Source organism: Pseudomonas sp. SF2 (assembly GCF_036858055.1).
GTDB lineage: Bacteria > Pseudomonadota > Gammaproteobacteria > Pseudomonadales > Pseudomonadaceae > Aquipseudomonas.
The window spans coordinates 37777-62951 of the sequence record NZ_JAMBDI010000026.1 but is presented as its reverse complement, the minus strand read 5'-3'; the positions used below and the strand labels follow the sequence as shown (position 1 = coordinate 62951).

General features: G+C 63.2%; 19 protein-coding genes and 1 pseudogene. 6 read left to right on the top strand and 14 right to left on the bottom strand.

The window, feature by feature from the left end; all coding sequences use genetic code 11:
- Positions 1-6: 6 nt before the first annotated feature.
- From astB to acs, 11 genes are all read right to left on the bottom strand, one after another.
- Positions 7-1356 (bottom strand): N-succinylarginine dihydrolase, encoded by a 1350-nt coding sequence (gene astB / locus M2S36_RS16705; RefSeq protein ID WP_063912883.1) that lies wholly within the window; start codon positions 1354-1356, stop codon positions 7-9.
- Positions 1357-1379: 23 nt separating this feature from the next.
- The gene (gene astD / locus M2S36_RS16700; RefSeq protein WP_333957480.1) at positions 1380-2843 is read right to left on the bottom strand and encodes a succinylglutamate-semialdehyde dehydrogenase; all 1464 of its coding nucleotides are present in this window, start codon (positions 2841-2843) and stop codon (positions 1380-1382) included.
- Positions 2844-3872 carry an arginine N-succinyltransferase gene (gene astA, locus M2S36_RS16695; RefSeq protein ID WP_063912885.1) on the bottom strand — a complete coding sequence of 343 codons (1029 nt, stop codon included), beginning with the start codon at positions 3870-3872 and terminating at the stop codon, positions 2844-2846. It lies immediately after the preceding gene.
- A gap of 78 nt (positions 3873-3950) precedes the next feature.
- Entirely contained in the window at positions 3951-4970 is a 1020-nt protein-coding gene (gene aruF, locus M2S36_RS16690) for an arginine/ornithine succinyltransferase subunit alpha (protein WP_063912886.1), read from the bottom strand.
- A 142-nt stretch (positions 4971-5112) separates the two neighbouring features.
- On the bottom strand, positions 5113-6333 hold the full coding sequence (locus tag M2S36_RS16685) for an aspartate aminotransferase family protein (RefSeq protein WP_207829570.1): 1221 nt from the start codon (positions 6331-6333) through the stop codon (positions 5113-5115).
- 430 nt (positions 6334-6763) lie between these two features.
- On the bottom strand, positions 6764-7744 hold the full coding sequence (gene argR / locus M2S36_RS16680; RefSeq protein WP_207829567.1) for a transcriptional regulator ArgR: 981 nt from the start codon (positions 7742-7744) through the stop codon (positions 6764-6766).
- A 98-nt stretch (positions 7745-7842) separates the two neighbouring features.
- Positions 7843-8607 carry an ABC transporter ATP-binding protein gene (locus tag M2S36_RS16675; RefSeq protein WP_025340127.1) on the bottom strand — a complete coding sequence of 255 codons (765 nt, stop codon included), beginning with the start codon at positions 8605-8607 and terminating at the stop codon, positions 7843-7845.
- A gap of 22 nt (positions 8608-8629) precedes the next feature.
- Complete coding sequence (locus tag M2S36_RS16670) at positions 8630-9328, bottom strand: ABC transporter permease (RefSeq protein ID WP_063912889.1); 699 nt, start codon at positions 9326-9328, stop codon at positions 8630-8632.
- Positions 9325-10014, bottom strand: a complete 690-nt coding sequence (locus tag M2S36_RS16665; protein ID WP_003260113.1) for an ABC transporter permease — start codon at positions 10012-10014, stop codon at positions 9325-9327. Before M2S36_RS16665 ends, M2S36_RS16670 begins: the two co-directional genes overlap by 4 nt.
- Before the next feature lie 88 nt (positions 10015-10102).
- Positions 10103-10888, bottom strand: a complete 786-nt coding sequence (locus M2S36_RS16660) for an ABC transporter substrate-binding protein (RefSeq protein ID WP_075045965.1) — start codon at positions 10886-10888, stop codon at positions 10103-10105.
- Between the two features lie 547 nt (positions 10889-11435).
- Positions 11436-13397 (bottom strand): acetate--CoA ligase, encoded by a 1962-nt coding sequence (gene acs, locus M2S36_RS16655; protein WP_207829557.1) that lies wholly within the window; start codon positions 13395-13397, stop codon positions 11436-11438.
- 396 nt (positions 13398-13793) lie between these two features.
- Between acs and M2S36_RS16650 the strand changes: the two genes are divergently transcribed.
- On the top strand, positions 13794-14048 hold the full coding sequence (locus M2S36_RS16650) for a DUF2790 domain-containing protein (protein ID WP_003260110.1): 255 nt from the start codon (positions 13794-13796) through the stop codon (positions 14046-14048).
- 155 nt (positions 14049-14203) lie between these two features.
- Here the strand turns inward: M2S36_RS16650 and M2S36_RS16645 are convergent, their stop codons facing one another.
- A complete protein-coding gene (locus M2S36_RS16645; protein ID WP_233687559.1) occupies positions 14204-15763 on the bottom strand; it encodes a sigma-54-dependent transcriptional regulator in 1560 nt (519 codons plus the stop codon).
- A 255-nt stretch (positions 15764-16018) separates the two neighbouring features.
- Here M2S36_RS16645 and phhA point away from each other — a divergent pair, with 255 nt between their 5' ends.
- The 4 genes from phhA to M2S36_RS16625 all read left to right on the top strand — a co-directional run bounded on the left by phhA (position 16019) and on the right by M2S36_RS16625 (position 18911).
- A complete protein-coding gene (phhA, locus tag M2S36_RS16640; RefSeq protein ID WP_003260109.1) occupies positions 16019-16807 on the top strand; it encodes a phenylalanine 4-monooxygenase in 789 nt (262 codons plus the stop codon).
- Between the two features lie 39 nt (positions 16808-16846).
- Positions 16847-17203, top strand: coding sequence for a 4a-hydroxytetrahydrobiopterin dehydratase (locus tag M2S36_RS16635; protein WP_003254532.1), 357 nt, complete (start codon positions 16847-16849; stop codon positions 17201-17203).
- Between the two features lie 291 nt (positions 17204-17494).
- Positions 17495-17623, top strand: coding sequence for a hypothetical protein (locus M2S36_RS16630; RefSeq protein WP_256202935.1), 129 nt, complete (start codon positions 17495-17497; stop codon positions 17621-17623).
- Between the two features lie 91 nt (positions 17624-17714).
- Complete coding sequence (locus tag M2S36_RS16625) at positions 17715-18911, top strand: MFS transporter (RefSeq protein WP_207829555.1); 1197 nt, start codon at positions 17715-17717, stop codon at positions 18909-18911.
- A gap of 140 nt (positions 18912-19051) precedes the next feature.
- On the opposite strand, the gene ydiJ is transcribed toward M2S36_RS16625, so the two are convergent.
- On the bottom strand, positions 19052-22072 hold the full coding sequence (gene ydiJ / locus M2S36_RS16620; RefSeq protein ID WP_233693733.1) for a D-2-hydroxyglutarate dehydrogenase YdiJ: 3021 nt from the start codon (positions 22070-22072) through the stop codon (positions 19052-19054).
- Between the two features lie 151 nt (positions 22073-22223).
- Between ydiJ and M2S36_RS16615 the strand changes: the two genes are divergently transcribed.
- On the top strand, positions 22224-23108 hold the full coding sequence (locus M2S36_RS16615) for a LysR substrate-binding domain-containing protein (protein WP_207829551.1): 885 nt from the start codon (positions 22224-22226) through the stop codon (positions 23106-23108).
- A gap of 227 nt (positions 23109-23335) precedes the next feature.
- Here the strand turns inward: M2S36_RS16615 and M2S36_RS16610 are convergent.
- Positions 23336-24703, bottom strand: a pseudogene (locus tag M2S36_RS16610) (amino acid permease); the annotation flags it as partial.
- Between the last annotated feature and the right edge of the window lie 472 nt (positions 24704-25175).

Genomic DNA, 25175 nt, shown 5'->3' with positions numbered 1-25175 from the left:
CTCTCTTCAAGGTTGGCGTTGGAACGGATACACCGAGCCCAACTTCAGGATCTGGGTCAATTCGTCCAGTGCCGTACGGCATTCCACCAGTAGCTGCGGGTCGGCCAGGTCCGCTTCGCCAAGGCGATCGCGGTAGTGCTTGTCGACCCACTGCACCAGGGTGTCGTACAGCGAGGCGGTCATGATAACGCCTTGGTTGACCGCTGCCAGTTCCGTTTCCTTCAACGCCACGCGCAAACGCAGGCAAGCCGGCCCACCGCCGTTCTGCATGCTCTGCTTGAGGTCGAACACCTTGACCTCCTTCACCGCGCCGCCCTGGGCGGTCAGCTGGCCGAGGTAGGCCCAGACCCGCTCGTTGTTGCGGCACTCTTCCGGCACCACCAGCAGCATGGAGCCGTCGTCGCGGCTGAGCAGCTGGCTGTTGAACAGGTAGGAACGCACCGCGTCCTCCACCGTCACCGCTGCCCGCGGCACGCAGATGGCCTGGAAGTTGCCACCCTTGCTGGCCAGTTTAGCCCGCAGCTGGCCAAGTACCGCGTCGGTCTCGAGGAACGCGTCCTCGTGGTAGAACAGCACCTCGCCGTTGCCCACCGAAATCACATCGTTGTGGAATACGCCCTGGTCGATCACGGCCGGGTTCTGTTGAGCGTAGACCACGCCGTCATCGCTCAGGCCATGCAGCCGAGCCACGGCCTGGGAGGCTTCCAGGGTTTGCCGGGCCGGGTACTTCTGCGGTGCCGGGAAGCGGCTGTCGAAGGCACTGCGGCCGTAGACGAAGAACTCCACGCCGGCCTCGCCGTACGCACGGCAGAAGCGCGTGTGGTTGGCTGCGCCCTCGTCACCGAACTGCGCCACGGCAGGCAGCGCTGCGTGGTGGGCAAAGTGTTTGTCGTTGCTGAACATGGCACCCAGCACGCGGCTGGTGGTCGGGTGCTCGATGCTGCGGTGGTACTTGCAGTTGAGGTTGGCAGCAGTGAAGTGCACGCGGCCGTCGGCGGTGTCGGCACTGGGGCTGACCGTGGCGGCGTTGGCCACCCACATGCTCGAGGCCGAGCAGCTGGCCACCAGCAATGGCATGGCCTCCCTGGCGGCGCGCTGGATCACTTCGGCATCGCTGCCGCTGAAGCCCAGGCGGCGCAGTGCGGCCACGTCCGGGCGCTCCTGCGGCGCCAGCACGCCCTGCTTGAAGCCCATGTCGGCCAGCGCTTTCATCTTCGCCAGGCCCTGGCGCGCAGCTTCGCGCGGGTTGGAAGCCTGTTGGCTGTTGCTCTGCGAAGCCACGTTGCCGTAGGACAGGCCGCCATAGTTGTGGGTAGGCCCCACCAGGCCATCAAAATTCACTTCGTAGGATTTCATCGGCTAGGCTCCGTGACCTGTTGTTATAGGGTGACGCCCGGCGTCAGGGTTGCCGGCAAGGCAAGGCTGGCGGTCTCCAGCGAAGCCACGGGGTACGCGCAGTAGTCCGCCGCGTAATAGGCGCTGGCGCGATGGTTGCCACTGGCACCCACGCCGCCGAACGGCGCACTGCTGGCGGCACCGGTCAGTTGCTTGTTCCAGTTGACGATGCCTGCGCGACTGCGCAGCCAGAAGTACTGGTAACGGGCACGGGAATCGGACAGCAAGCCGGCGGCCAGGCCGTACTGGGTGTTGTTGGCCTCATCGATGGCAGCATCGAAGTCGGCGTAGCGGATCACCTGCAACAGCGGGCCGAAGAACTCTTCGTCCGGGCGCTCGGCCACAGCGGTGACATCGACGATGCCTGGGGTCAGCAGTGCTGCGTCGGCCTGCGGCTGGGTCATTTCCAGCAGTTTCACGCCCCCCTTGGCGACCAGTTCGGCCTGGGCCGCAATCAGCGCCCGCGCCGCCTGCAGCGAAATCACCGAGCCCATGAACGGCGCCGGCTGCTGGTCGAACGCGCCGACCGAGATGGATCTGCTCACCTCGACCAGCCGCGCGATCAGCGCATCGCCCCAGGCGCCTTGCGGTACCAGCAGACGACGGGCGCAGGTGCAGCGCTGGCCGGCGGAAATGAACGCCGACTGGATAATGGTGTACACCGCCGCATCGAGGTCCTTGACCTCATCCACCACCAGCGGGTTGTTGCCACCCATTTCCAGGGCCAGGATCTTGTCCGGGCGGCCGGCGAACTGCTGGTGCAGCAGGTTGCCGGTGCGGCTGGAGCCGGTGAAGAACAGGCCATCGATACCCGGGTTGGCGGCCAGCGCCACACCGGTTTCACGCGCGCCCTGCACCAGGTTGAGCACACCCGCCGGCAGCCCGGCGGCAATCCAGCAATTGACGGTCAGTTCGGCGACCTTGGGCGTCAGCTCACTGGGCTTGAACACCACGCAGTTGCCCGCCAGCAGCGCCGGCACGATATGGCCGTTGGGCAGGTGGCCAGGGAAGTTGTACGGGCCGAACACCGCCACCACACCGTGGGGCTTGTGCCGCAGCACGGCCGTGGCATCGGCCAGCGGGCCGCTCTTTTCGCCGGTGCGCTCGCGATAGCTCTGCACCGAGATCGCCACCTTGTTGATCATGCTGGTGACTTCGGTCGCCGACTCCCACAGGGGCTTGCCGGTTTCCTCGCCAATGCACTGGGCCATCGCTTCGGCATGCGCCTTCAGTTGCGAGGCGAACTTCTCCAGCACATCGATGCGCGCGTCCAGGCTCAGCTGCGCCCAGGCCGGGAAGGCATGGCGCGCAGCCTGCACGGCAGCCTCCACCTGGCTGGCGTCGGCGCCCTGCCCCTCCCATACGACAGCTTGCGTCACCGGGTTGAGCGACTGCAGGGTTTCGCCCTGGCCGGCCTGCCAGTTGCCTGCGATGTAATGCGTGGTCATTTATTTGGCCTCCCGGCTTGCCGACAGCGGCACCGCGCGCACGTTGTCGCCGGCACCCATGCGCAGGCGCTTGGCCGTCAAGGGGTCGACCACCAGGGTACCGGCGGCCAACCGCGCAGGTGCAGCCGTGATGCGGCAGTCGTCGCGCTTGCGGTTGTGAATGATGTAAGGAGTGGCGTCATCGCCCGGTGTGCCCACGGCCAGCACCAGGGTCTGGCTTTCGCGTACGGCGCGGATCTTGTCGGTGTCGCACTCGATGGCAGGGCCGGCATCGAAAATGTCGACGTAGCCTTGGTAGTTGAAGCCTTCCTGCTTGAGCATCGCCAGCGCCGGCTCGGTGTCTTTGTGCACACGGCCGATCACGTTGCGCGCTGCCTCGGACAGGAAGCAGGTATACAGCGGGAACTTCGGCATCAGCTCGGCAATGAACGACTTGTTGCCCACGCCGGTGAGGTAGTCGGCCTGGCTGAACTCCATCTTGAAGAAGTGCCGGCCCAGGCTTTCCCAGAACGGCGAGCGGCCCTGCTCGTCGGACATGCCGCGCATTTCGGCAATGATCTTCTTGCCGAACAGCTCGGGGAACTCGGCCATGAACAGCATGCGCGCCCGCGACAACAGGCGGCCATTGAGGCCAGAGCGGTAGTCGCTGCGCAGGAACAGCGAGCACAGTTCGGAGTTGCCAGTCAGGTCGTTGGCCAGGAACAGGGTGGGGATTTCGCGGTAGATCTTCAGCTCCTGCGAGGCGCTGACGGTCAGGCCGACCCGGTAGTTGTACCAGGGCTCGCGCAGGCCGACGGCACCGGCGATGGCACTGATGCCAACCACCAGGCCTTCGTCGTTTTCCAGCACGAACAGGTAGTCGGTGTCGGCGCGCTCGGCTTCGCCACGGAAGCTTTTTTCCGCCCAGCCAACGCGATGCCCCAGGCGCTCTTCGTTGGCCGGCAGCGTGGTCAGCCCGGTGGTCCCGGTGCTGCGTGCCAATTCGATCAACGCAGGCAAATCGCTGCTGCGTACAGGACGAACGATCATGCTATCTCCTTGTGCGACGGCGGCAGCCGGCGCGAAACTCTGCTAACGCATCAATCCGCAAACGTCTGTTGCCAGACCTCAGACCGCGACCAGGCGCACGCTGGCACCCTCGCCCACCCCCAGCGCCTCGGCGGCAGCCAGGTTCAGGCTGACCGGCTTGCCAGGCACCCAGTCCAGGTCCAGCAGCACTGCGCGGTAGTCCTGCAACTGGCCGTTGCACACCAGGTATGGGCGCCCGCCCTTGACCGGCGCGTCCTCGATCTTCACCGGCACCACCCGGCTCTGGGCGATCGAGCGGATACCCGAAGTACGCGCATGCAGGGTCGGGCCACCGTCGAAGATGTCGATGTAGTGCTCGGTCTCGAAGCCTTCGCGCATGAGGATGTCGAAGGTAATCTGCGCACGCGGGTGCACCTGGCCCATGGCCTCTTGCGCCAGGTCCGGCAGCAGCGGTACGTAGATCGGGTAGTGCGGCATCAGCTCGGCGAGGAAGGTGCGGCTCTTCAGGCCGCACAGGCGCTCGGCGTCGGCGTAGTTGAGGTCGAAGAAGTTGCGGCCGATGGCATCCCAGAACGGCGATTCACCCTGTTCGTCGCTGTAGCCGACGATCTCGGTCACCACCGAGTCGGCGAAACGCTCCGGGTGCGCGGCCATGAACAGCAGGCGGCCACGCGAATTGAGCTCGGCCCAGGCACTGTTCACCAGTTCCGGCAGCACATAGAAGCTGGTCAGCAGGCTGTTGCCGGTCAGGTCGTGACACAGCGACAGCACGTGGATCTTGTTGTGGATCTTCAGCTCGCGCGAGGCATGCACGAAGGTCTCGTTACGAAAGCTGTAGAACGGCTCGGAATAGCCGGCCGAAGCGACGATGGCCGAGCAGCCGGCCAGCTTGCCGGTTTCGCTGTCTTCGAGCACGAAGAAGTAGCTTTCTTCACCGTTGAAGCTGACCTCGGCGGCGAAGGAAGTCTCGGAAGCGGCGATCTTGTCGCCCAGGCGAGCAGCGTCGTCCGGCAACGAGGTGACACCAATGGGGCTGTCTGCAGCCATGCGCTGCACTTCGTTCAGATCAGCCATTTGCGCGGGGCGCATCACCAGCATGGTGTCACTCCTTTGGAATACGGGCCGCTCACGGCGGCACGGAAAAACGGCAGGTGCATTGGCACCTGCACTGGAATCGGGTATCACCGGCCCAGGCACGGGCTGAGCCTGCGCCGTGGCCGGTGAGGGGACAGCAGGCGGATCAGCCCTGGGTCAGGGTAGCCACGGCGCGCTCGAAGCGGTCCAGGCCTTCATCGATGTCGGCGTCTTCAACCACCAGGCTTGGCGCGAAGCGGACCACGTCCGGGCCGGCCTGCAGCACCATCACGCCTTCTTTCTCGGCAGCGTTGAGCACGTCCTTGGCCTTGCCTTTCCAGGCCTCGGTCAGCACGCAGCCCAGCAGCAGGCCAACGCCACGCACCTGGCTGAACAGGTTGTACTTCTGGCCGATCTGCTCCAGACGGGCCTTGAAGCGCTCATGCTTGGTCTTGATGCCGCCCAGGGTTTCCGGAGTATTGACCACGTCCAGCACCGCGCAGGCAACGGCGCAGCCCAGCGGGTTGCCGCCGTAGGTGGTACCGTGGGTGCCGACAGCCAGGTGCTTGGCCAGCTCGGTGGTGGTCAGCATGGCGCCGATCGGGAAACCGCCGCCCAGGCTCTTGGCGCTGGTCAGGATGTCCGGGGTCACGCCGTAGTGCTGGTAGGCATACAGCGAACCGGTACGGCCCACGCCGGTCTGCACTTCGTCGAAGATCAGCAGGGCGTTGTGTTCGTCACACAGTTTGCGCGCGCCTTCCAGGTAGGCCTTGTCGGCCGGTACCACGCCGCTCTCGCCCTGGATCGGCTCGATCACCACGGCGCAGGTCTTGTCGGAAATCTGTGCCTTCAGCGCTTCCAGGTCGTTGTACGGCACATGGCTGATGCCGGTGATCTTCGGGCCGAAGCCGTCGGAGTACTTCGGCTGGCCACCGACGCTGACGGTGAACAGGGTACGGCCGTGGAAGCTGTTCACGGTGGCGATGATTTCGTGCTTTTCCGGGCCGAAGCGGTCATGGGCAACGCGACGGGCCAGCTTGAAGGCGGCCTCGTTGGATTCGGCGCCGGAGTTGCAGAAGAACGCACGGTCGGCAAAGGTAGCGTCCACCAGCTTGTGGGCCAGGCGCAGGGCCGGCTCGTTGGTGAACACGTTGGATACGTGCCAGAGGGTGTTGGCCTGCTCGGTCAGGGCCTTGACCAGTGCCGGGTGGCAGTGGCCCAGGGCGTTGACCGCGATGCCACCGGCAAAGTCGATCAGCTCGCGACCTGACTGGTCCCAAACACGGGAACCCTCGCCTCGCACAGGAATGAAGGCCGCCGGAGAATAGTTGGGGACCATGACCTGGTCGAAATCGGCACGTTGCACCGGGGCTTGCTCAACGGACATCTGAGTCTCCTGAAGAGGAACGCTGGCCTGGAAGTGGCGAGCGATGGGGGGATTGTAAGGACTGATCCGCGCCTGTCCTTGCGGCCAAGCGACAACTTGTTACAGCGCAAAACCCAGTTTTGACAAGGCTTTCGGCAATGCGACAAACACTGTCGCAATCGCGCAGTGTACGGGAGAGAGGGGGCTGGGTGAACGGGTGTTCACATGTAGAAGCGTGGTTGCCTGTGCTGGCCCATTCGCGGGCACGCCCGCTCCCACATGGACCGCACAGGTTTCAAACACCGCACAGCCCCGAGAGAAATGGTGCTGCCTGCACTGGCCCCTTCGCGGGTGAACCCGCTCCCACACGACCTGCGCAGGATTTGAAGCTTGTGCGCCCCCTGTGGGAGCGGCTTCAGCCGCGAAAGGGCCGGCACAGGATAAGGAAATATCAGCCTTTTTCGGCAGGCGCCGAGCTCAGTTCGAACGGGCTGCTGCTGCGCCGCTGGTTACGGTCTTCCCGCGGCGTTGCGCCAAAGAAGTTGCGGTAGGCACTGGAAAAATGCGGCCCCGACGAGAAGCCGCAGGACAGCCCGATCTGGATGATCGACTTGCTGGTCTGCATCAGCATCTGGCGCGCCTTGTTCAGCCGCAGCTCCAGGTAATACTGGCTCGGCACGCGGTTCAGGTACTGCTTGAAGATGCGCTCCAGCTGCCGGCGCGACACGCACACGTGCTGGGCAATTTCGTCGGTGGTCAGCGGTTCTTCGATGTTGGCCTCCATCAGCAGCACCGCCTGGGTCAGCTTGGGATGGCTCGAACCCAGGCGGTTCTGCAGCGGAATGCGCTGGCGCTCGCCACCCTCGCGGATGCGCTCGACCACCAGCTCCTCCGACACCGCCCCGGCCAGCTCCGCCCCATGGTCACGGGCCAGCACCGCCAGCAGCAGGTCGGTCACGGCCATGCCGCCACAGGCAGTCAGGCGATCGCGGTCCCAGTCGAACAGGTGGCTGGTGGCGATGACCTTGGGGAAGCGCTCGGCAAAATCATCCTGCCAGCGCCAGTGCACCGCAGCGCGGTAACCGTCGAGCATGCCCAGCATTGCCAGGGGATAAACCCCGGCCGACAGGCCGCCGATCATGCAGCCACTGCGCGCCAGCTGCTTGAGCGCCGCCGACAACGCCGCCCCCACCGCCGATGGCGGCTCGTCGGCCACCAGAAACAGCTTGTGACACCCATCCAGGCGACCATTCCACGCCTCGCCCGGCAGACGCCAGCTGCCCTCCTGCGCCGGCTCCGCCTGCAAGAAGACCAGTTCATAGGCCACCTCCGGATGCACCCGCTGCGCCACCAGCAACACTTCCTCGGCCAGCGCCAGGGTCAGGGGCCTGGTGCTGGGCCAGATGAGAAAACCGATTCGCTGGGTGGTCATAGGGTGCGGTCCGAAACCTGAGGTCGTTCGAGTCTGTGCGCCGGGTCAGGCTGCGCTCGCCGCGCAGCATGCCCTATTCTGGTGCAAAAATGCAGTTTTTACTTCAGGCTGCCGGAGAGGAACTGCTTCAGGCGCTCCGACTGCGGGTTGGCCAGCACTTCGCGCGGGCAACCGGTTTCTTCCACCAGGCCCTTGTGCAGGAACACCAGCTGGTTGGACACCTCGCGGGCAAAGCCCATTTCGTGGGTCACCACCACCATGGTGCGGCCTTCCTGGGCCAGCGCCTGCATCACCTTGAGCACATCGCCCACCAGCTCCGGGTCCAGCGCCGAGGTCGGCTCGTCGAACAGCATGACCTCCGGCTCCATGGCCAGCGCCCGGGCAATGGCCACCCGTTGCTGCTCACCGCCGGACATGTGCCCAGGGAAGGCGTCCTTGCGGTGCGCGACACCAACCTTGGCCAGGTAGTGCTCGGCCTTTTCCAGGGCCTCCTTGCGGTTCACGCCCAGCACATGGACCGGCGCTTCGATGATGTTTTCCAGCGCAGTCATGTGCGACCACAGGTTGAAGTGCTGGAAAACCATCGACAGGCGCGAGCGCATGCGCTGCAGCTGACGCGGGTCGGCAGCCTTGAGCGCGCCGTCCTTGCCCGGCACCAGCTTCAACTCTTCATTGTTGAGCAGGATCTTGCCGGCGTGCGGCTGCTCCAGCAGGTTGATGCAGCGCAGGAAGGTCGACTTGCCCGAACCGCTGGAGCCGATAATGCTGATGACATCGCCTGCCTTGGCCGACAGGGACACGCCCTTGAGCACTTCATGGCTGCCGTAGCGCTTGTGCAGGTCTTGGACTTCGAGTTTGTACATGCTGTCGATTCTCACAAAGCGGTCAGTGCTTGCGCGGCGCCAGGTAGCCGAGCCAGCGGCGTTCGGCCATCTTGAACAGGCGCACCAGGATGAAGGTCAGGCACAGGTAGAACACGCCCGCCGTGATGTAGGCCTCGAAAGGCAGGTAGTACTGGGCATTGACCGTGCGCGCAGCGCCAGTGATGTCGATCAGGGTGACGATCGACGCCAGGCTGGTGGTCTGCAGCATCATGATCACTTCGTTGCTGTACTGCGGCAGCGCCCGGCGCAGGGCCGACGGCAGCAGGATGCGCCGGTACATCTTCATGCGCGACATGCCCATGGCCTTGGCCGCCTCGATTTCGCCATGGGGCGTGGCCTTGAGGCTGCCGGCGATGATTTCGGCGGTGTAGGCGCTGGTGTTGATGCCGAATGCCAGGCAGGCGCAGAAGGTAGCGCTGGACAGCAGCGGCCAGAGGAAGCTTTCGCGCACCGCCTCGAACTGCGCCAGACCGTAGTAGATCAGGAACAGCTGCACCAGCATTGGCGTGCCGCGGATCACGTAGGTGTACAGCCACGCCACGAAATTGACCGCTGGCTGCCTGGACACCCGCATCAGGCCCAGCGGAATGGCCGCCAGCAGGCCGAAGAACAGCGAAATCGCCAGCAGCTTGAGGGTGGTCAGCAGGCCGCCGAAGTACATCGGCAATGCCTCCCAGACGACGTTGTAGTCGAAGATCATAGTTCAGCCACCTTGACGCCCACCGAGTAGCGGCGCTCGAGATACTTCAGGGCCAGCAGCGAGATGCTGGTCAGCACCAGGTACAGGGCCGCCACCGCCAGGAAGAAGGTGAAAGGCTCGCGGGTGGCGTCAGCCGCCTGCTTGGCCTTGAACATCATGTCCTGCAGGCCCACCACCGAGATCAGCGCGGTGGCCTTGGTCAGCACCAGCCAGTTGTTGGTGAAGCCCGGGATCGCCAGGCGAATCATTTGCGGCACCTGGATGCGGAAGAACACCTGGCGGTTGCTCATGCCGTACGCCACGCCCGCTTCGGCCTGGCCTTTCGGAATACCGAGGAACGCACCGCGGAAGGTTTCCGACAGGTAGGCGCCAAAAATGAAGCCCAGGGTACCGATACCCGCGATCAGCGGGTTCAGGTCGATGTAGTCTTCATAGCCGAGCAGCGGCGCCACCCGGTTGATGATGTCCTGACCGCCGTAGAAGATCAGCAGGATCAGGACCAGGTCCGGAATGCCACGAATCACCGTGGAATACAGATCGCCCAGCCAGGCCAGCCAGCGCACCGGCGACAAGCGCAGCGCCACACCGATCAGGCCGAGCACGATGGCCAGGGCCATCGACGACAGGGCGAGCTGAAGCGTCAGCCACGCCCCGTCGAGGATGACTGCCCCGTAGCCTTTCAACATGATGAGGTCCTCGACCTAGAGAATGAAAAATGGTGCAAACCTCAGAGCCTCTGCTGTTTGCACCATTGCACAGGTGAAACCCGACGTCTTAGTTCGAGTCTGGACCGTAGATATCGAAGTTGAAGTACTTTTTCTCGATTTCTTTGTACTTGCCGTTGGCACGGATGGCGTCGATGGCCGCGTTGATGCGGTCGACGTTGGCCTTGTCACCCTTGCGCACGGCAATGCCGATGCCGTCACCGAAGTACTTGGCGTCGGTGAAGGACGGGCCTACGAAGGCGAAGCCCTTGCCGGCGTCGGTCTTGAGGAAACCGTCTTCCAGCAGGGTGGCGTCAGCCACGGTGCCATCGAGGCGGCCAGCCGCAACGTCCAGGTAGATTTCGTTCTGGGTGCCGTAAGGAACCACGGTCGCACCTTTGGCGCCCAGCACTTCCTTGGCGAAGCGGTCATGGATCGAGCCGCGCTGCACACCAATCTTCTTGCCTTTGAGTTCATCCAGGCTATCGCTGACAGCGGTGCCTTCCTTCATCACCAGGCGCGCCGGGGTCAGGTAGTAGCGCTTGGTGAAGTCGACCGATTTCTTGCGGTCTTCGGTGATCGACATGGACGACAGGATGGCGTCGATCTTGCGCACTTTCAGCGCCGGGATCAGGCCGTCGAACTCCTGCTCGACCCAGGTGCACTTGGCTTTCATCTCTTCGCACAGGGCGTTGCCGATGTCGTAGTCAAAACCGGCGATGCTGCCGTCTGGCTGCTTGAAGGCGAAGGGTGGGTAAGCGGCTTCGATGCCGATTTTCAGCGGCTTTTCATCGGCCTGCGACACCAGGGAAAACACGGACAGCGCCAGGGCGCCAAGCAGTGCGAGCTTCTTCATCAGGTAACTCCATCGGTACGGGGCAATACAAGGCAGGTAACGGCTGCCCGATATGCGAATGGGTACAACGCGAGCCGCGCAGGGTTCGACCAAGGCCGCAGACCACGAGCGAGTGAGTGGCATTTTAACGACAGCCCGGTAGTCGATATTTCTTCAAAGCGACAACTACTTACAGAAGCGCTTGAAACCGCAGCGGGCAATGTTGACAGCCATTGCAAAATATGCAAAAGCGCAAGAAATAGAACCTATAGACCTAGCAATTCCCGGGCCTATTATTGGCAAAGCCTTGTAGTACGGCAAGTGCAGCGTGCTGTGTTGCAAAAAATGGCTGCGGGAACGCACCGAAACGGGCCGCAATTGTTTCCTGGCGCCCCGATAGGGTGCGGGGCCGGTGACAGAACAGTTACCGATGAATGTCGGGTAACAGTAAAGCAAAAAACCCCGCCGGTTGCCCGGACGGGGTTCTTATTGGCTGATCTCACAGGTACAGCACACGCCTTACCCTGTGGGAGCGCACAAAGCCTTCAGCGTGCGCCCTGCTTCGCTATCAGGCCGAAGCCAGGCTCATGGCCTTGTGGGTATCGATCAGGTGCTGCACCACACCCGGGTCGGCCAGCGTCGAGATGTCGCCCAGGGCACCGTACTCACCCGTGGCAATCTTGCGCAGGATGCGGCGCATGATCTTGCCCGAACGAGTCTTCGGCAGCCCCGGCGCCCACTGGATCACATCCGGCGAGGCGATCGGGCCGATTTCCTTGCGCACCCAGTTCTTCAGCTCCAGGCGCAACTGCTCGCTGGCCTCGACACCGGCATTGAGGGTGACATACACATAGATACCCTGCCCCTTGATGTCGTGCGGCACACCCACCACCGCCGCCTCGGCCACTTTCGCATGCGCCACCATGGCGCTTTCGATCTCGGCAGTACCCATGCGGTGACCGGACACGTTCAGCACGTCATCCACGCGGCCGGTGATCCAGTAGTAGCCATCCTCGTCGCGGCGCGCACCGTCGCCGGTGAAGTACATGCCACGGAAGGTCTTGAAGTAGGTGTCGACGAAACGGTCGTGGTCGCCGTACAGCGAGCGCGACTGCCCCGGCCAGGAATCGAGGATTACCAGGTTGCCCTCGGCGGCACCTTCGATCAGGTTGCCCAGGTTGTCCACCAACGCTGGCACCACGCCGAAGAACGGACGGGTTGCCGAGCCCGGCTTGAGGCCGGTAGCGCCCGGCAGCGGGCTGATCAGGATGCCGCCCGTCTCGGTCTGCCACCAGGTGTCGACGATCGGGCAACGCTCCTTGCCCACAGCCTTGTAGTACCAGTTCCAGGCTTCAGGGTTGATCGGCTCACCCACCGAGCCAAGCAGACGCAGGCTGGAGCCATCGGCACCGGCAACCGCAGCCTCGCCCTCGGCCATCATCGCGCGGATGGCGGTTGGCGCGGTGTACAGGATGTTGACCTTGTGCTTGTCGATGATCTTCGACACACGGGTGATGTCCGGGTAGTTCGGCACGCCCTCGAACAGCAGGGTGGTGGCGCCATTGGCCAGCGGGCCGTAGACGATGTAGCTGTGGCCAGTGACCCAGCCCACGTCGGCGGTGCACCAGTACACCTCGCCCGGGCGATAGTCGAACACGCGCTCATGGGTCAGCGCGGCATATACCAGATAGCCACCGGTAGTGTGCAGCACGCCCTTCGGCTTGCCGGTGGAACCGGAGGTATAAAGGATGAACAGCGCTTCCTCGGCACCCATCTCTTTCGGCGCGCAGTGGCTGGAGGCCACTTTCATCAGGTCTTCGTACCAGATGTCACGGTGCTGGTGCCAGGCAATGTCGCCACCGGTGCGCTTGCACACGATGATTTTCTGCACGCTGTTGGTTTCAGGGTTGGTCAGCGCCAGGTCGACGTTGGCCTTTAGCGGGGTACGTCGGCCGCCGCGCACGCCTTCGTCGGCGGTGATCACGACCTTGGACTTGCAGTCGATGATACGGCCGGCCAGTGCCTCGGGCGAGAAGCCGCCGAACACCACCGAATGGATAGCACCGATACGGGCACAGGCCAGCATGGCGACCACGGCCTCGGGGATCATCGGCATATAGATGGTGACCACGTCACCCCGGTGCACATCCTGGCCACGCAGGGCGTTGGCGAACTTGCAGACCTGCTCGTGCAGTTCGCGGTAGGTGATGTTGCGGTGCTCGGAAGGGTCGTCGCCTTCCCAGATGATGGCCAGCTGGTCGCCGCGCTGTTCGAGGTGGCGGTCCAGGCAGTTGGAGGACACGTTCAGAGTGCCATCGGCGAACCATTTGATATCGACGTGATGGTCATCGAAGGAGGTCTGCTTGACCTTGGTGAACGGCTTGATCCAGTCGATGCGCTGGGCCTGCTCGCGCCAGAAGCCGTCCGGGTTGATCACCGATTTCTGGTACATGGCCTTGTAGGTGGCCTCGTCGGTCAGGGTGGTGGCCGCAACCTCGGGACGAACGGGATACAGTGGAGCCGCACTCATCTGTGTTACCTCGGTGTAATAGTTGTTTTTGTATGGAACCGTTTGTAACTGTACCAGAGCGACAAAAACCATTCGACGTTGGTAGTAATTTGGTACGCCCGTTCTGACAAAGCGCTCTGGAATGCGCCTTCCAGCCCTGACGAGGAAAAATGGGGCCGTTTGCCCGAGGATTGTTACAGATTCTGTCAAAACACTTTATCAAAAGAGCCACTGTTTCAGCCTGGGCCCCAGCCATAAAATTCACCTCGCCAGCAACGGCAAGGCGATTAACAACTGGTAACAGCCCCCACGAAGGCAACGTTAATCCCCATCCAAACCCGATAGTTAAAACCAGCAATACTCGCGGCGCCATAAGCGCCGCGTGCCCCCTCACGACCTTAGACAGGTAAATAGAAAATGAAAGCTTTACTGGTATTGGTACTTGGCAGTCTTTGCGGCGCGGCGATGGCCGGCGAAGCCAAAGATGCCGAGCAGATTCCGGTTGAACAGTACAGTTACTCGCAGCACCTGGACATTGCCCGCGTCATTTCCATGAGCGAAGTGCCCAATGTGTGCGAAGTCGTGCCAGCGCGCATGACCTACGAGGACTCCAAGGGCCAGAAGCACATTCTCGAATACCGCGTGATGGGGAACGGCTGCTCCAACGGCTGACACCTTGTGAATTGGGGGCCCTGCGGGCCCCATTCGCGGGTAAACCCGCTCCCACAGGAACAGCGCCTGCCTTGAGTCCAGCGCTATACCTGTGGGAGCGGGTTTACCCGCGAAGCAGCCACCGACTGATTAACAGGTTATTAATTAACGACTACTTAATCCGCTGACTTGCCCAACGAATAATCTCTCAACTTGTTGGCAATCGTGGTATGTGAAACACCCAGTCTTTTCCCTAAAGCCCGACTACTCGGGAATTCCCCCATCAAACTTTCCAGCACCGCTTTTTCAAAGCGCCCGACAATCTGCGAAAGATCCCCGTCCAGCGAAAACTCACCCAGCGGTTGACGCACGCCATAATCCGGCAAACGTATATGTTCACTTTTAACCACACCGCCTTCGCATAACGAAACTGCCTGGAACAACACGTTTTCCAACTGCCTGACATTACCCGGCCAATGGTACTGGCTGAGTTTGTCCATCGCTGCCGGCGCCAGGCGCGGCATGGCGCAGCCGATCTGCCGGCTGGCCTGATCGAGAAAGTGCTGCACCAGCCCTTCCAGGCCATCCATGCATTCGCGCAATGGCGGAATGTGCAGCGACAACACATTGAGCCGGTGATACAGGTCCTGACGAAACTCGCCACGGGCACACAACTCGGACAAATCCACCTGGGTCGCGCAGATCACCCGCACATCCAGGTACACCTCTTCATCGCTGCCTACGCGGCGGAAGCAGCCATCCTGCAGAAAACGCAGCAGCTTTACCTGCAGGCGCGGGCTCATCTCCCCTACCCCGTCAAGGAACAGCGTGCCACCGGCGGTCAGCTCCAGCAGCCCCAGCTTGCCCTCGGCCCGCGCCCCTTCGAAGGCCCCGGGGCCGTAACCGAACAACTCGGTCTCGGCCATCGACTCGGGCAACCCGGCGCAATTGAGTGCCATCAGCGGCGACTGGCCGCGCGGGCTGGCCAAGTGGCAGGCACGCGCCAGCAACTCCTTGCCGGTGCCGGTCTCACCCTCGATCAGCAATGGCGCATCCAGCGGCGCCATGCGCCGCGCCTCACGCACCACCGCCGCCATCACCCGCGAACTCTGGAAGATACTGTCGAAACCGCGCAGCTCCTGCTTGCGCACGTTGTAGATGCGCTCACCGATACGGTCGGCGCGGTGCAGGGTCAACACTGCACCGGCCAGTGCCTCGCTGTCGTCGTGCTCGGACTGCAGCGGCGCGATATCGGCCAGGAACACATCACCCTTGACCTTGATGCGCAGGCCGTTGATGCGCGACTTGTTGGCCCGCACCAGTTCTGGCAGGTCGAAGTCCTCCACATAACGCGCCAGCGGCATGCCTGGCACCTCGTCCACCCGCACCCCCAGCAGCTGCGCAGCGGCACGGTTGGCGGCGACGATGCTGCCACCCATGTCGATCGACAGCACCGGGAAGTCCAGCGCCCCCAGCAGCGCATTCAGCTCCATGTGCCGACGCTCGCTGGGCATCAGCCCCACACGCTTGACGCCGAACACTCCGGCGATGGCCTCGAACTTCGGCCGCAGCGCCTGGAACTGCAAATTGATCAGGTTCGGGCAATGCAGGTAGATGGCGTTGCCATGGTCACCACCCACCTCGCCGCGCAGCACGTTGATGCCGTATTCCACCAGCAGGTTGAGGATGTCGCGCAGGATGCCAATGCGGTTCTGGCAATGCACTTTGATACGCATGAGGGCTCTCGAAGCGCCAATGTTTTTCAACATCGCGCGGAAAAGTCGTAAAGATAAGCTGACAAAAACAGCCGAAGCATCAGCCAGATGCCTCGGATTTTCCGACACCTGCGCCTTTTTGTAAAATTATCGTTACGAAATCACCCCCAGTAGCCGACCCCGCCAGTGGCCCCCCCCGTGCAAAGCGGCCAGCGAAGGGATATTCCTTAGGCATGTCCTGCACATAACAAGAAAAGCCCTCACCAGGAGAGCCACATGAAACAGACGCAATACGTGGCACGCGAGCCCGATGCGCATGGTTTTATCGATTACCCGCAGCAAGAGCATGCGGTATGGAACACCCTGATCACCCGTCAGCTGAAAGTGATCGAAGGCCGCGCTTGCCAGGAATACCTGGACGGCATCGACCAGCTCAAGCTGCCCCATGACCGCATTCCGCAACTGGGCGAGATCAACAAGGTGCTGGGCGCCACCACCGGCTGGCAGGTTGCCCGGGTACCGGCACTGATCCCCTTCCAGACCTTCTTCGAACTGCTGGCCAGCAAGCGCTTCCCGGTGGCCACCTTCATCCGCACCCCGGAAGAACTGGACTACCTGCAAGAGCCCGACATCTTCCACGAGATTTTCGGCCACTGCCCGCTGCTGACCAACCCCTGGTTCGCCGAATTCACCCACACCTATGGCAAGCTCGGCCTGGCCGCGACCAAGGAACAACGCGTATACCTGGCGCGCCTGTACTGGATGACCATCGAGTTCGGCCTGATGGAAACCGCGCAGGGCCGCAAGATCTATGGTGGCGGTATCCTTTCGTCGCCAAAAGAGACCGTCTACAGCCTGTCTGGCGAGCCTGAGCACCAGGCCTTCGACCCGATCGAGGCCATGCGCACACCGTACCGCATCGATATCCTGCAGCCGCTGTATTTCGTACTGCCGAACATGAAGCGCCTGTTCGACCTGGCCCACGAAGACATCATGGGCATGGTTCACAAAGCCATGCAGCTGGGCCTGCACGCACCGAAGTTTCCACCCAAGGTCGCTGCCTGAGCGACCTTGCCGATAACAACTCGAACCGGAAAACACCACATGAATGCCTTGAACCAAGCCCATTGCGAAGCCTGCCGCGCCGACGCACCAAAGGTCACCGACGAAGAACTGGCCGAGCTGATTCGCGAAATCCCGGACTGGAACATCGAAGTACGTGACGGCCACATGGAGCTGGAGCGCGTGTTCCTGTTCAAGAACTTCAAGCACGCCCTGGCGTTCACCAATGCCGTGGGCGAGATCGCCGAGGCCGAAGGCCATCACCCGGGCCTGCTGACCGAGTGGGGCAAGGTCACCGTGACCTGGTGGAGCCACTCGATCAAAGGCCTGCACCGCAATGATTTCATCATGTGCGCGCGCACCGACAAGGTGGCGGAGACGGCTGAAGGCCGCAAGTAACCGCTTGGGAATTGGGGCCGCTTCGCGCCCCTTCGCGGGCTTGCCCGCTCCCACAGGGACCGCGTAATCCTTGATTTTCGCGATCACTGTGGGAGCGGGCAAGCCCGCGAAGGGGCGCGAAGCGGCCCCAGTTTTTTGAAGGAAAAATGTCCGCTGTTCGCCCGCAAAACCGACAAACGATCGGTAAAAAACCCAAACTGTCATCCAGACTTGTGTATCCTGCCCCAGCTTTGCGAAGCTTCAAACGCGCCTGGCGCAGACTTTTCACTCACACTTGCGAGGAACGACGAGATGCATGAAATCCCGAATCTTCCCTTCCCAAGCCTGAACCCAGAAGAGCCAACCGTGACCGTTCACGCCGAACCGGCAACTGCCGTCGAGCAGGATGGTGACGATCAATCCAGCGCTGACCAGGAATAACCGCGCATCCCCCGACTGTGTGAAAACGGCTGACCTGCGGGCCACCCCCGTCATCACGTTTTCACACCGTCCAGAATCCACGTAGGCCCTCATGCCCCACTCACCGCGCCCCCTTGCGGTCACCCTGCAAGTCGTCTCCATCGTCCTCTTCACCTTCATCGGCTACCTGAACATCGGCATCCCGCTGGCCGTATTGCCCGGCTATGTGCACAACGATCTGGGCTTCAGTGCCGTGGTCGCGGGCCTGGTGATCAGCGTGCAATACCTCGCCACCCTGCTCAGCCGCCCCACCGCCAGCCGCATCATCGACAACCACGGCAGCAAGAAGGCGGTCATGTATGGCCTGGCCGGCTGCGGGCTCAGCGGGGTGTTCATGCTGGCCTGCGCCTTCCTCACCCACCTGCCGTGGCTGAGCCTGGCCTGCCTGCTGCTAGGCCGCCTGGTGCTCGGCAGTGCCGAAAGCCTGGTGGGCTCCGGTGCGATTGGCTGGGGCATTGGCCGGGTGGGCGCTGAAAACACGGCCAAGGTCATCTCCTGGAACGGCATCGCCAGCTATGGCGCACTGGCCATCGGCGCCCCGCTGGGCGTGCTGATGGTCAAGGGCCTGGGGCTGTGGAGCATGGGCGTGAGCATCATCCTGCTGTGTGCGCTCGGGTTGCTGCTGGCCTGGCCCAGGCAAGCCGCGCCGATCGTCAGTGGCGTGCGCCTGCCGTTCCTGCGGGTGCTGGGCAAGGTGTTCCCGCACGGCTCGGGGCTGGCCCTGGGCTCGATCGGCTTTGGCACCATCGCCACCTTCATCACCTTGTACTACGCCAGCCACGGCTGGGCCAATGCAGCGCTGACCCTGAGCCTGTTCGGCGCCAGCTTCATCAGCGCGCGACTGCTGTTCGGCAACCTGATCAACCGGATTGGCGGGTTCCGGGTGGCGATCGCCTGCCTGTCGGTGGAAACGCTTGGGCTGCTGATGTTGTGGCTGGCGCCCAACGCCGAAATGGCCTTGGCGGGGGCCGCGCTGAGCGGGTTCGGCTTCTCGCTGGTGTTCCCGGCACTGGGGGTGGAGGCGGTGAATCAGGTGTCGGCGGCCAACCGCGGGGCGGCGGTGGGGGCGTATTCGCTGTTCATCGATTTGTCGCTGGGGGTGACCGGGCCGCTGGTGGGCGCGGTGGCGGCGGGGTTCGGTTTTGCTTCGATGTTTCTGTTTGCCGCGGCGGCGGCGGCTTGTGGGTTGGTGTTGAGTCTGTATCTGTATCGGCAGGCATCATCTTCAAGGCATGCACGGGACTTGTAGGAGCAGCCTTGTGCTGCGAAGAGGCCATTACTGCCGAAGAAAACCTATTGGCTCTACCGGCCTCTTCGCAGCGCAAGGCTGCTCCTACAGGGACGGCGTAAACCAGGAGGACTGCAAGGCAGCCCCCGAGGCCCTGAAGGTCAGCGCCGAGCGTACTGGAGCACCACTTCCAGCGGGTGGCGCATCTGCCGTTCGGTCATGCGCTTGACCTGGCTGCGGCACGAGTAGCCCGTGGCCAGCGGCTCGCCTTCCTTGTCCAGCTTGGTCGCCCACGACTGCTCGAAGATGGTCCGCGAGGTGTCCTGGTTGCGCGCCTCGTGCCCATAGGTACCGGACATGCCGCAGCAGCCAGTCGCCTCGGTCACCAGCTTCAGGCCCAGGCGAGCGAACACCTGCTCCCACTGCCTGGTGCTGGCCGGCACGTTGGTCTTCTCGGTGCAGTGCGCCATCAGGCGGAAATTGCCCGGCGCGGTCGCTGCCTGCTCCGGCAGCACATCCATCAACCACTCCTGCGGCAACAGCACCTGCGGGCAACCGTCCAGGCCCGGTACTTTCTGGTACTCCTGGCGATACACCAGGGTCATCGCCGGGTCCAGGCCCACCAGCGGCACGCCGCAGTCGGCCAGGGCCTTGAGCTGGGTGGCGTTGCGGATCGCCGCCTTGGCGAACGCACCGAGGAAGCCCTGCACGTGCAGCGGCTTGCCGTTGGCGCTGTAAGGCGCCAGGAACACCCGGTGGCCCAGGCGGTGCGCCAGGTCGATGAAGGCCGACAACAGCGGCGTCTCGAAGTAACGGGTAAAGGCATCCTGCACCAGCACGATGCTGCGCTCGCGCTGGGCCGGGGTCAGTTCACGCAGGGCCGGCACGCTGGCCACGCCGACGCGGCAGCGGGTCAGGGTAGCCTGGAAGTTGAAGCGGCTGATCAGCGGGCTGTCGACCATGCCGACCTTGTCGGCCAGCAGCTTGCTCACCCACTTCGAGCCCATCACCGCGTTGTACAGCCCGGGCGCATGGGCCAGGTACGGGATGGTGAACTCCAGCGAGCCGATCAGGTAGTCACGCAACGGGCGCTGGTAGCGGCCGTGGTACAGCTCGAGGAAGCGCGAGCGGAAGTCCGGCACGTTGACCTTGATCGGGCACTGCCCGGCGCACGACTTGCACGCCAGGCAGCCGGCCATGGCGTCGTACACCTCATGGGAGAAGTCTTCCTGGCCCTGGCTGCGCGCGCGGTTGTTGCGCAGCCGCGCCGGCAGGCCCTTGAGCCAGGACACCTTGTTGCGCGCTGCCGCCAGCACGTCGATGTTCGCCTCGCCCTGCAGGCGCAGCCATTCGCGCATCAGCGAGGCGCGGCCCTTGGGCGAGTGCTGGCGTTCACGGGTGGCCTTCCACGACGGGCACATGGCGTCGTTGGGGTCGTAGTTGTAGCAGGCGCCGTTGCCGTTACAGTGCACGGCGCTGCCGAAGTCCTGCCACACGCGCTCGTCGATGGTACGGTCGAGGTCGCCGCGCAGGGTCACGCCATCGACCGGGGTCAGGCCCTCGGCACTGCCCAACGGGGTGCAGATCTTGCCCGGGTTGAGCTGGTTGTGCGGGTCGAAAGCGCCCTTCAGGCGCTGCAGCGCCGGGTACAGCTCGCCGAAGTACTCCGGCACGTATTCCGAGCGCAGGCCCTTGCCGTGCTCGCCCCACAGCAAGCCTCCGTAGCTTTTGGTCAGTGCCGCCACGGCGTCGGAAATCGGCTTGACCAGTGCGGCCTGGGCAGGGTCCTTCATGTCCAGCGCCGGGCGTACGTGCAGCACGCCGGCATCGACGTGGCCGAACATGCCGTAGGCCAGGCCGTAGCCATCCAGCAGCGCACGGAAGTCGGCAATGTAGTCGGCCAGTTGCTCTGGCGGTACCGCGGTGTCTTCCACGAACGGTTGCGGGCGTACCTCACCCTCGACGTTGCCCAGCAGGCCCACCGAACGCTTGCGCATGGTATAGACGCGGGTTACCGCTTCGGCACCCTCGGCCAGGGTGTGGCCCAGGCGCTCGACGCTGGTGTCGCTCTGCAGGTGCTGGATGAACGCCTGCACCTTGGCATTGACCTCGGCCGGCTCGTCGCCGCAGAACTCCACCAGGTTGATGCCCAGGGTCGGGCGCTCGGGGTCGGCCGGGAAGTACTCGGCGACGCTGTGCCAGACGATGTCCTTCATCGCCAGCATCAGCACCTTGGAGTCGACGGTCTCGATCGACAGCGGCTTGTGCGCCATCAGCGCATTGGCGTCACGCAGGGCATCCATGAAGCTGGTGTAGCGCACGTTGACCAGCACGGCATATTTGGGGATCGGCAGCACATTGAGCTTGGCCTCGACCACATAGCCCAGCGAGCCCTCGGCACCGCACAGCACGCTGTTGAGGTTGAAGCGGCCCTGCTCGTCGCGCAGGTGCGCCAGGTCATAGCCGGTCAGGCAACGGTTGAGCTTGGGGAAGGTGGTTTCGATGAGATCCGCCTGGGTTTCCTGGATCTGGCGCGCCATGCGGTACACCTCGCCGACCCGGCCGGGCGCGGCACAGGCCTGTTCCAGCGCGGCATCGTCGATCGGCAGGCTGTGCAGGCGCTCGCCACCGAGCAGCACGCTGTGCAGTTCCAGTACGTGGTCACGGGTCTTGCCATAGGTGCAGCTGCCCTGACCGCTGGCATCGGTGTTGATCATGCCGCCGACAGTGGCGCGGTTGGAAGTGGACAGCTCGGGGGCGAAGAACAGCCCGTGCGGCTTGAGCGCGGCGTTGAGCTGGTCCTTGACCGTACCGGCCTGTACCCGTACCCAGCGTTCCTCGACGTTGATTTCGAGGATCTTGTTCATGTGCCGCGACAGGTCGACGACGATACCGTCGGTCAGCGACTGGCCGTTGGTGCCGGTGCCACCGCCGCGCGGGGTCAGCTTGACCTGCTGGAAGCGCGCCTCGGCCATCAGCGTGGCGACCCGCGCCACATCGTCGGCGTCCAGCGGGAACACCGCCGCCTGCGGCAAGCGCTGGTAGATCGAGTTGTCGGTGGCCAGCACCGTGCGGGTGCCGTAGTCGGCACTGATCTGGCCACGGAAGCCGCTGTTACGCAAGGCTTCGAGGAATTCGGGGTAATTGGCGCTCGGGGCAATGGTCGGCAGCTGGGCGATCATCGAAGGATGGCCTCTTGATATTGGCTAATCACGGGATTCCTGTCGTTCCGGCATGGATAATGACATGCAGGGATGACGTATAAGCCAATGTTCCTGTAGTTTCGCTTCAGGGGCAAACGGATAATCCTGCCGCTATCGATGACTTTCATGAATGAATTACCGCCACCTGACCCCATCCATGTCGCTGCTGCTGGCTTTCGAGGCCGCCGCCCGGCATGAAAGCTACACTCGCGCCGCCGCCGAGCTGTCGCTGACCCAGAGCGCGGTCAGCCGCCAGGTGCAGGCACTGGAGCAGCAGCTGGGCCTGACCCTGTTCCGCCGCGAAGGGCGCCAGGTGCAGCTGACCGATGTAGGTCGCCTGTACCAGCGCGAGCTCAGCGAGGCACTGGGGCGCATCCGCAGCGCCACCTTGCAGGCACTGGCCTACCAGTCGGGGGTGGGCACCTTGCGCCTGGCCACCCTGCCCACCTTCGGCTCGAAATGGCTGCTACCACGGCTGCATGCGTTCTACAGCGCCCACCCGGGCATGCTGGTGCACATTCATTCACGCATCGAAGCCATCAACTTCGACACCAGCGAAATCGACGCCGCCATCGGCGTGGCCAGCCACGACCTGCCGGGGCTGGTCTGTCATCGGCTGCATGCCGAGGAACTGGTGGTGATATTGCCGCCGGAGGCTGGCGCGGACAGCCAGGGCTGGAGCCCGGCACGCATCAGTGAAGAGGTGCTGCTGAATGTGGCCAACAACCCGCATGCCTGGGGCGAGTGGTTCTCGCACCATGGCCTGGCGCACCGGGCGATGCGCCTGGGGCCGAGCTTCGAACTGACCTCGCACCTGATCCAGGCGGTACGAGCCGGGATTGGCATCGGCCTGGTGCCGCGCATACTGGTGGAGGAGGAACTGGCCAAGGGTGAGCTGTACAGCCCTGGGGGGGCATTTGCCAGCCAGCGCAGTTATTACCTGATCTACCCGCCGAGGAATGAGGCGTTGCCGTCGCTGCGGGCGTTTCGTAGCTGGTTGCTGGAGCAGATCTGATTTCTGGCTGTGCCGGCCTCTTCGCGGGTAAACCCGCTCCCACAGATGTAGCGCTGCTCTCGGGTCAGGTGATATCCCTGTGGGAGCGGGTTTACCCGCGAAGAGGCCGGTACAGGCAATAAAAAACCCGAAGCCAGTTCCTGACTTCGGGTTTTTCATACGCTAGCTGTAGCGCCTTATCGGGCCACGCTACCAGCCGCCCCAACAGCCTGCGCCTTGCGACGCGGCTTGATCATGTAGGCCACGAACATGGCGAACAGCCACACCGGGATTGCATACACGGAAACCTGGATACCCGGGATCATCAGCATGATGCCCAGGATCAGCACCACGAACGCCAGGCAGATGTAGTTGCCATAGGGGTACCACAGCGCCTTGAACAGCGGTTTCTGGCCGGTGCGGTCCAGGTGCTGGCGGAACTTCAGGTGCGAGTAGCTGATCATCGCCCAGTTGATCACCAGGGTGGCCACCACCAGCGACATCAGCAGTTCCAGCGCATTCGACGGCATCAGGTAGTTGAGCAGCACGGCAATCAGGGTCACGGCTGCCGACACCAGGATCGAACGCACCGGTACACCGCGGCTGTCGACCTTGGCCAGCGCCGCCGGGGCGTCACCTTGTTCGGCCATGCCCAGCAGCATGCGGGCGTTGCAGTAGGTGCCGCTGTTGTACACCGACAGGGCCGCAGTCAGGACCACGAAGTTCAACAGGTGAGCGGCCACGTCACTGCCCAGCAGCGAGAACACCTGTACGAACGGGCTGCTGCCGTAGCTGCCACCGGACGCATCGATGCTGGCGACCAGGTTGTCCCACGGGGTCAGCGACAGCAGCACCACCAGGGCACCGACATAGAAGATCAGGATACGGTAGATGACCTGGTTGATCGCCTTGGGAATCACGGTCTTCGGCTTGTCGGCCTCGGCGGCGGTGAAACCGAGCATTTCCAGGCCACCGAAGGAGAACATGATGAAGGCCAGGGCCATCACCAGCCCGCTGACACCGTTGGGGAAGAAGCCGCCATGCGACCACAGGTTGACCACGGTGGCTTCAGGGCCGCCGCTGCCGCTGGTCAGCAGGTAGGCACCCAGGCCGATCATGCTGACGATGGCCACCACCTTGATGATGGCAAACCAGAACTCGGCCTCACCGAAGAACTTCACGTTCATCAGGTTGATGGCGTTGATCAGCACGAAGAACGCTGCCGCCGTGACCCAGGTGGGGATCTCCGGCCACCAGTAGTGAACATACTTGCCGACCGCCGAAAGCTCCGACATGCCCACCAGGATGTACAGCACCCAGCAGTTCCAGCCTGACAGGAAGCCGGCGAAACCACCCCAGTAGGTGTGGGCGAAATGGCTGAACGAGCCGGCCACCGGCTCTTCGACGATCATTTCGCCGAGCTGGCGCATGATCATGAAGGCGATGAAGCCGCAGATGGCGTAGCCAAGGATCATCGACGGGCCAGCGGATTTCATCACGCCTGCCGAGCCGAGGAACAGGCCGGTACCAATCGCACCACCGAGGGCGATCAACTGGATATGGCGGTTCTTCAGGCCCCGCTTGAGCTCGCCTGAATGCATGTTTTGTCCACTCATGAACGAAGTCACCTGCATTGTTTTTATCTGTGACGGAATCGGACCCACCGCGCTCGTGGCGCAGCGGAATGGGCAAGGTGATTACCTTGGGTTTCTTGACCTCAGGTGCCGCCGGGGCGGGTCAACCAGGCGTGATCAAGAGTGCGCGGTACGCAAAGGAGTCACAGGTAAAACGCGGCGCACTGTATACCCCTGCAAACGCGCAGGCGTCAACGCGTTGCATCGTTTCCTTGGGAAAAAACGCAGCGATCCTGTGGTGTGGGCCTTGAAAGGCGGAGTGATCGGCGTACATGGCGCCTCCATTTGTTGTTTTGTCAGCCTGGCTCTGTGGACAGGCTTTTGCACACGGCAATGACGGCTATAACACCGTGGGGCGGGGGTTTGGGCAAGGGTGGGCGGGGGCGGGGCGGCGGCTTTGGCGCGTTGGCGGCGGCAAGGTTTGTTTACACAGCCGGGATCAATCTGAAATCAG